We start from the raw sequence: 7,621 nt of genomic DNA, 5'->3' as shown, positions 1-7,621 counted from the left end.
CATCCAGTCCATGGTGGCGGCGCCGTCGTGCACTTCACCGATCTTGTGGTTCACGCCCGTGTAAAACAGGATGCGCTCGGTCGTGGTGGTCTTGCCGGCGTCGATGTGCGCCGAAATACCGATGTTGCGATAACGCTCAAGGGGCGTATTGCGTGCCATGAAAATTCTCCAAAATTAAGTACCAAAGCCCGCGACCCTTATGAGGCCCGCGGGCTCGCTTCCAACAGGCTAGCGGGCGCGCATGGCGCCCGCGTGAATCAGAAGCGGAAGTGGCTGAAGGCCTTGTTGGCCTCGGCCATGCGGTGCACTTCATCACGCTTCTTCATGGCACCGCCACGGCCTTCGGTGGCTTCCACCAGCTCGTTGGCCAGGCGCATGGCCATGGACTTCTCGCTGCGCTTGCGGGCAGCTTCCTTGATCCAGCGCATCGACAGCGCCAGACGGCGAACCGGGCGCACTTCAACGGGCACCTGGTAGTTCGCACCACCCACGCGGCGGGACTTGACCTCCACCATGGGCTTGACGTTGTTGATGGCGATGGAGAAGGCTTCGACCGGGTCTTTGCCGGTCTTTTTCTCGATCTGCTCCAGCGCACCGTAAATGATGCGCTCGGCGACAGCTTTTTTGCCGCCTTCCATGATCACGTTCATGAACTTGGAGAGCTCGACGTTGCCGAACTTGGGATCCGGCAGGATTTCACGTTTAGGGACTTCGCGACGACGTGGCATGTTTCACCTCAAATTTGCTTCAGTTGGCGCCTTTTCAGACACCGCGAGAACCCAGCCAGGCTCTCACTTACTCGACCCGACGCCGACATGGCGTTTTGGGGTCACTACGTTCAGCACAGCTTGCCGGCCGGCCAAACACCGAAAACCCGAATCACTTGGCCTTGGGCTTCTTCGCGCCGTACTTGGAGCGCGACTGCTTGCGGTCTTTCACGCCCTGCAGGTCCAGCGAACCGCGCACGATGTGGTAACGCACACCAGGCAAGTCCTTGACACGACCGCCGCGAACCAGCACGACGCTGTGTTCCTGCAGGTTGTGGCCTTCACCGCCGATGTAGGAGATGACCTCAAAACCGTTGGTCAGGCGCACTTTGGCGACTTTACGCAGAGCGGAGTTGGGCTTCTTGGGGGTCGTGGTGTACACACGGGTGCACACGCCACGACGCTGCGGCGAGTTTTCCATGGCCGGGCTCTTGGATTTGGTCTTTTCGACCTCCCGGCCGTGGCGCACGAGTTGGTTGATGGTTGGCATTGAAAACGTCCCTAAACGTTTGAAAAAAGCAAAGACGAAAACCCCTCGGAAAATTCCGAAGAGCCTTCGACTATATCACGCGGTCTGTTTTTCGCCAAACAGGAGCCGATCCGACGGGTCGACGCCCCGCCACACGCGGCGCCGGTTCACTGGATCCAGAGGCGCAGCGCGTCCCAGGCGCGCCCCAGCAGGCCGCTTTGTTCCACGGCTTCCAGCACCGTCAGCGGCACTTCGGCCACCAGCGCACCGTTGGCCTGCGACACGCGCAGGGTGCCCACCGCCTGGCCGCGCAGCAGCGGCGCGACCAGCGGATCCGGCCGGGCGATCTCGGTCTTCAGCTTGCTGCCCTCGCCGGCGGGCACGGCCACGACCACACCTTCTGGACGGCCCAGCTTGACCGTGGCCGCCTGGCCTTTCCAGACCCGTGGGCTGGCCACCGGCTGGCCGGCGGCCACCAGGCGCACCGCATCAAAAGCGGTGTAGCCCCAGTTCAGCAGCTTCTGGCTTTCGGCCGCGCGGGCGTTTTCGCTGGCCGCCCCCAGCACCACACTCAGCAAGCGGCGCTGGCCCTGCGCACCCGCACCCAGCGCGGGCACCGGGCGACGCGCCGTGGCCACCAGGCAATAGCCCGCGGCATCGGTGTGGCCGGTTTTGAGACCGTCCACGCTGGGATCGCGGAACAGGAGCAGGTTGCGGTTGGTGTCGTTGGCCGCGGGGGTGCCGGGGTAGCGGTAGTGCTGGAGGGCGTAGTAGCCAACGTATTGGGGGAAATCGCCCATCAGGCGCGTGGCCAGCGTGGCCAGGTCGCGCGCGGTGGTCACGTGGCCGGCCACTGTCAGTCCTTCTGGATTCTTGAAACTGCTGGCCTTCATGCCCAGCACCCGGGCCTGCTCGTTCATCAGCTGCACGAAGCGCTCGGCCGATCCCCCCACCCCTTCGGCCAGCGCCATCGTGGCGTCGTTGCCGGACTGCACGATCATGCCTTTGATCAGATCCTCGACCGGCACCTGCATCTTGGGATCGATGAACATGCGCGAGCCCGGCATCTTCCAGGCGCGCTCACTCACGGGGAAGGTCTGCGTCAGGCTGATCTTGCCGGCCTTGAGCGCGTCGAACACGATGTAGGCGGTCATGAGCTTGGTCAGCGAGGCGGGCTCGACCGGTTTGTCGGCATCTTTGGCGGCCAGCACCTGGCCGGCGGTCACATCCAGCAGCAGATAGGCACGGGCAGCAACTTCAGGGGGCTGCGGCGCCTGGGCCGCCACAGAAAAGGCCGCCACAGCAGCCCACACACCGATCACTCGAGAACACCAACGACGCAAAGACATCAAACAACCTGACCAAAAATGAAAAACTGCGACGCCCTCAGGCGCGCAGATGACGCAAGACCAGCTCTCGCAGCAAGGGCAGCTGGCCATGAAAAAAATGCCCGCCACCAGGCACCACCAGCACCGGCAGGTTCTGGGGCCGAGCCCAGTCCATCACCGACGCCAGCGGAACGGTGTCGTCCTGCTCGCCATGGATGACCAGGCTGCGCAGATGAAGTTCCGACGGCACGGGCGCAACAGCAAAACGGCTGGCCGCCGTGCCCACCAGCACCAGGCGCTGGAGGTCGCGTTGGGCCTGCAGCTGGGCGGCGGCATGGCTGGTGACGAAGGCCCCGAACGAAAACCCGGACAGGCACAGCGGCCCATCGGGCGCCTGGGTGCGGATGACCGCCAGCAGGTCGTCCAGCTCGCCACGGCCTTCGTCGTAGGCGCCTTCGCTGCGCCCCACCCCCCGGAAGTTGAAACGCACCGCCGTCCAGCCCGCCAGCACAAAGGCACGCGCCAGCGTCTGCACCACCTTGTTGGTCAGGGTGCCGCCATGCAAGGGATGGGGATGCGCGATGACCGCGGCGCCCAGCGGCGCGCCTTCAGGCCGGTCGATGGCCACTTCGATCTGCCCCGCGGGGCCGTCTTGCAGCAGGTGTTCGGTCTGGGCATTCATGCGCTCGCTCCGGGCAGGGCCACCCTCGGCGGCCGGTTGTAACGGCGCACTCAGCGCCCGACGTCGGACGGGGTCAGCAGACGCTGCACCACCACGCCATCGCGCAGGTGGGAGGTGACGATCTCGTCGATGTCGCTCGCGTCGACGAAGCTGTACCAGACGGCTTCGGGGTAAACGACCGCGATCGGCCCGCCGGCGCAGCGGTCCAGGCAGCCCGCCTTGTTCACGCGCACCTTGCCCGGCCCGGCCAGCCCCAGCGCCTTGACCTGCGACTTGCAGCGGTCGAACGCTTCTTGCGCCTTGTGTTGCGCACAACAGGCTTCACCGTTGTCGCGCTGGTTCAGGCAAAAGAAGATGTGCCGCTCGTAATAAGAATTGTTGTCAGCCATGGCGGGATTTTAGTCGCCGCGCCCGGGCGGACGGGCCAGCGCCCGCGCACCCAGCCACAGCGCCGCAAACGGCCACAACCAGCCCAGCCACTGGGACAGCCCATGGAAGCGGATGAACCGCCCCTGCTCCCACACCTGCAGCGACTGCGCAAAGTACGCGCTGACCGGCGCGCGGTTGAGCAGGCTCAGCGACACCGCCAGGCTCAGCAACAGGCCCACGTGGCACAACCGTGCCGGCAGGGTCATGCACAACAACCCGAGCAGCAGCGCCAGCCCCATGCCCACCCCGGCCTGCGGCGTCATCCACGACCACGCATGGGACGGACCATAAGTGAGCGCCGACGACAGGCCCGACACCCCCAGAGCGCAGGCGAACAGCATCAGCAGAAAAACGCCCCGGCGGCCCACCGAACGCAGATCGGCATACCCCATGAGCAGCGGCGCCAGCAAGCCCAGCGCGACGCAGAACGCCTCGGCCAGCGGGCCGAGCGGCAGCGCCGTGTCGGCACGCAGCGGCACCCAGTCCAGGAACGGCGTGTCGGCCAGCAGCCGCACCAACCCCGCTTCCAGCCGCTCCGACACCTGGCCCAGCCCGAACGGCACCGAGGCCGGGTACAGCAGCGCGGCCGGCCAGAGCGCCAGCAACACCAGGCCGCCATGGGCCTGCGGGAAGAACCAGTCGGCGCGGAACTGGCTCCAGCGCCGCAAGGCCCCCAGCCGCTGCAACACCCAGGCGGCGCTGGCGCCCACCAGCGCACCGGCGGCATTGAGCCCCAGATCGACGTTGGATGGCACGCGCATGGGCAGAAAGTTCTGCACGGTTTCGACCAGCAGCGTCAGCAGCAGCGACCACAGCACCGCCAGCGGCCACGACCAGGCGCCCCAGCCGGCGCGCATCATGCCCAGCGCCAGCAGAAAACCCAGCGGCATGTAACCCACGAGGTTGGACCAGAGGTCAAAACCCGTCCAGTACTGGGGCCAGGGGGCCCACAGAAAGGCCAGCGGCGACACGCCCTGCGCGCGCCAACCCTCGAAGGGATACAGGCTGGCGTAGAGCACCAGCCCGGTGAAGATCAGTGCCAGGGTCCAGGCCGACGAGCGCGCTTGCACAGCCGCCTGCACGCCTCAGAAAGGCTTGACCACCACCAGCGCCACCACGATCACCATCATGATCACGGGCGCTTCGTTGAACCAGCGGTACCAGACGTGGTTGCGGCGGTTCTGGCCGTTGCGGAATTTGCGCAGCATCACCCAGCACGCGTGGTGGTAGCCCAGCAGCAAGACGACGAACAGCAGTTTGGCGTGCATCCAGCCGTTGTCCGGCCCCCTGCCAATGCCGTAACCCAGCCAGAGCCACAAGCCCAGCGCCAGGGCCGGCACGGCCAGCAGCGTCATGAAGCGAAACAGCTTGCCCGCCATCAGCATCAGTCGCCCGCGCTCGGCCACGCTTTCGGGCGGCACCAGGGCGAGGTTGACAAAGATGCGCGGCAGGTAGAACAGGCCTGCGAACCAGCTGGCGATGAAGACGATGTGAAAGGTTTTGACCCAGAGCATGGCGGCAGTGTAGTGCCCCCATCGGCCGCTCGCACCGGCCCATCCAGCACCGCTGCACATATGCGCAGGCAAAAAAAAACCCGGCCCACAAGGGCCGGGTGGATAAGCCTTTTTGCTGTCACACACTAAGGCACCCGCTCAGGGAGGAAAAGCGGGGGACGTTCCTTTCGGTTTGTCCGATATGAATGTTACAACATAATTTCGAGAAGTTTCAAGCAAAACCTGTCAGATCTGACAGGGGCCCTCTCACATTTCGGCCCATTTGAAGATAACGAATACCAAGGCGTTACATCATCTTGGCCAATTCGAACATGACGGCTGTGCCCAAGGCTTCGCGGATGTTGCCGCGCCCAACCTTGGCCATGGAAAACTCCCCAAAACCGGACATGTCGAACGAGCTGTCATCGGGCGAGATCTCCACGAACGGGAACTCGAACACCTCGCGCAACAGATCGCGCCGGAAGGTCTCGAAGGCGTCGTCCTTGATCTCGGAATCGACCACGATCAGGTTGGGCATGCGGCTCTTGACGGCATCACGCGCCTGGCTGAAGTCCACCACACTGTCGGACGAAATGCCGATCTCGCGCAGCGCATCGCGCACATCGGCCCGGATCTGCAGGCTGGGCGAAATGGTGAGCACATACGTGCCCGACAGCGACTTGAACATGGAGGACTGCTCGTCCGACAGGTCCACCGCCGAAATGCCGTCCACCGCCTGCACCGTGCGCGTGAACAGGGCCGTGAAGCCCACACCGTCCTGGTCCATTTCGCGGTCGATCTCGATGCCGCCGGCCGTCAAGGCGATCTGGCGGATCAGCATCCAGCTGAGGTTGTCGGGGCTGGTGGCGCTGGAGGGTGGCACGCCATCGTTGGACACGCGCACCTGCAAGCGCGCGTGCTGCGGCCAGGCGTTGAGGTCCATGCGCACGTCCACCCGGTTGCCGAACGGCAGGCCCCAGTCCAGCACGGCGTTGACGAAGGTGTGCGCCACGGTCGGATCGACCAGCACTTCGACCGGCTTGAGCTTGCGGCGCAGCACGATGCCCAGAATGCCCAGCTCCTGCTTGCGCTCCTGCAGCACCCCCTCGACCAGCACCGACATGTCCACCTTCTCGTGGGTCTGGCGGATGCGACCGCTGTAGAAACGGGTGACCTGCTGGGCACTGACGCCGGCCAGCTTGATGCGCTCGGCCGGGATGCTCAGCGTGCGGTGCTCCAGCTTGCTGATGCGGCCGCGCGCCAGCAGCTGGTCGATCTGGTTCTGCAGCGCGCTGACCCCCTCGGTGATCTGGTCGGCCAGCCCCGAGATCAGGCTGGGCCAGTGGTCGTCCAGCGACCACATATCGGTCTCGTTGTGTCCTCCCGATTTGGCAGACCCCGATGGTCCCGCGCTGGTTTTTCTGTTTTGCGGCATGAAAGGCTTCTGATGAGATGTCGATGACCTGACGCATCCCTGCGGGGGAAGACGGGCCTGTCTGCTGCTCGGCGGACCGCGACGGAGTCCGTCACCACGTGGCAAGAGCGAGTGCTTTGAAGAGTTCTTTGAAAATAGCACCGGCGGCCACGTCACAGCTGCTGCTATTTTCAGCGGTCCGTGGAGTTCAACACAAACTTACGCGTTTTTCAATGTACCAACGAAGCTGACGCGCCCTGCGGCCCCGGGCGCATCGGCCCCGCCGCCGCCGCCCTGCTTCTGGCCGGCTTTGCCACAATCGACCCATGCACACCCACGCCCCCTACCCCCTCGCCCGTCCGCGTCGCCTGCGCCGCGATGCCTTCACCCGCGACCTGGTGCGCGAGCACCGGCTCAGCCCGGCCGATTTCATCTACCCGGTGTTCGTGCTGGACGGCAACGACCGGCGCGAAGCGGTCAAGTCCATGCCGGGCGTCGAACGCCTGAGCCTGGACCTGCTGCTGCCCGTGGCCGAGGACTGCGTGAAGCTGGGCATTCCGTACATGGCGCTGTTCCCGGTGATCGACCAGTCGCTCAAGACGCCGGACGGCCAGGAGGCCATGAACCCCGACGGCCTGGTGCCGCGCGTGGTGCGGGCGCTGAAGAAGGAATTCCCCGGTCTGGGCGTGATGACCGACGTGGCCCTGGACCCGTACACCAGCCACGGCCAGGACGGCGTGCTGGACGAGCACAACTACATCCTCAACGACCCGACGGTGAAGATCCTGGTGCAGCAGGCGCTGACCCAGGCCGCCGCCGGTGTGGACATGGTCGCCCCCAGCGACATGATGGACGGCCGCATTGGCGCCATCCGCCAGGGGCTGGAAGCCGCCGGCCACGTGCACACGCGCATCATGGCCTACAGCGCCAAGTACGCCAGCGCCTTCTATGGCCCCTTCCGCGACGCCGTGGGTTCGGCCGCCAACCTGGGCAAGGCCGACAAGAAGGTCTACCAGATGGACCCGGGCAACAGCGACGA

10 protein-coding genes are annotated in these 7,621 nt (G+C 65.2%); 1 reads left to right on the top strand and 9 read right to left on the bottom strand.

The window, feature by feature from the left end; all coding sequences use genetic code 11:
- The 9 genes from RMP09_RS23910 to RMP09_RS23870 all read right to left on the bottom strand — a co-directional run.
- Positions 1-159: GTP-binding protein (locus RMP09_RS23910; RefSeq protein ID WP_310568470.1), on the bottom strand; the 159-nt coding region annotated here is incomplete at its 3' end.
- A gap of 98 nt (positions 160-257) precedes the next feature.
- The gene (gene rpsG / locus RMP09_RS23905) at positions 258-728 is read right to left on the bottom strand and encodes a 30S ribosomal protein S7 (RefSeq protein ID WP_310568469.1); all 471 of its coding nucleotides are present in this window, start codon (positions 726-728) and stop codon (positions 258-260) included.
- A gap of 151 nt (positions 729-879) precedes the next feature.
- Positions 880-1,257 (bottom strand): 30S ribosomal protein S12, encoded by a 378-nt coding sequence (gene rpsL, locus RMP09_RS23900; protein ID WP_056266875.1) that lies wholly within the window; start codon positions 1,255-1,257, stop codon positions 880-882.
- 146 nt (positions 1,258-1,403) lie between these two features.
- Complete coding sequence (locus RMP09_RS23895) at positions 1,404-2,585, bottom strand: D-alanyl-D-alanine carboxypeptidase family protein (protein ID WP_310568468.1); 1,182 nt, start codon at positions 2,583-2,585, stop codon at positions 1,404-1,406.
- A gap of 37 nt (positions 2,586-2,622) precedes the next feature.
- Complete coding sequence (locus RMP09_RS23890) at positions 2,623-3,246, bottom strand: alpha/beta fold hydrolase (RefSeq protein WP_310568467.1); 624 nt, start codon at positions 3,244-3,246, stop codon at positions 2,623-2,625.
- 50 nt (positions 3,247-3,296) lie between these two features.
- The gene (locus tag RMP09_RS23885) at positions 3,297-3,635 is read right to left on the bottom strand and encodes a (2Fe-2S) ferredoxin domain-containing protein (protein ID WP_310568466.1); all 339 of its coding nucleotides are present in this window, start codon (positions 3,633-3,635) and stop codon (positions 3,297-3,299) included.
- 9 nt (positions 3,636-3,644) lie between these two features.
- The gene (locus RMP09_RS23880) at positions 3,645-4,745 is read right to left on the bottom strand and encodes a VanZ family protein (protein WP_310568465.1); all 1,101 of its coding nucleotides are present in this window, start codon (positions 4,743-4,745) and stop codon (positions 3,645-3,647) included.
- A gap of 15 nt (positions 4,746-4,760) precedes the next feature.
- Entirely contained in the window at positions 4,761-5,189 is a 429-nt protein-coding gene (locus RMP09_RS23875; protein ID WP_310568464.1) for a CopD family protein, read from the bottom strand.
- Positions 5,190-5,475: 286 nt separating this feature from the next.
- Complete coding sequence (locus RMP09_RS23870; protein ID WP_310568463.1) at positions 5,476-6,531, bottom strand: hypothetical protein; 1,056 nt, start codon at positions 6,529-6,531, stop codon at positions 5,476-5,478.
- Between the two features lie 377 nt (positions 6,532-6,908).
- On the opposite strand from RMP09_RS23870, the gene hemB reads away from it, so the two are divergent.
- Positions 6,909-7,621 (top strand): porphobilinogen synthase (gene hemB, locus RMP09_RS23865; RefSeq protein WP_310568462.1); only part of this gene is annotated, 713 nt, incomplete at its 3' end.

The organism is Hydrogenophaga sp., from assembly GCF_031426985.1.
Classification (GTDB): Bacteria; Pseudomonadota; Gammaproteobacteria; order Burkholderiales; family Burkholderiaceae_C; genus Hydrogenophaga.
This window is presented reverse-complemented; position numbering and strand designations above follow the sequence as displayed.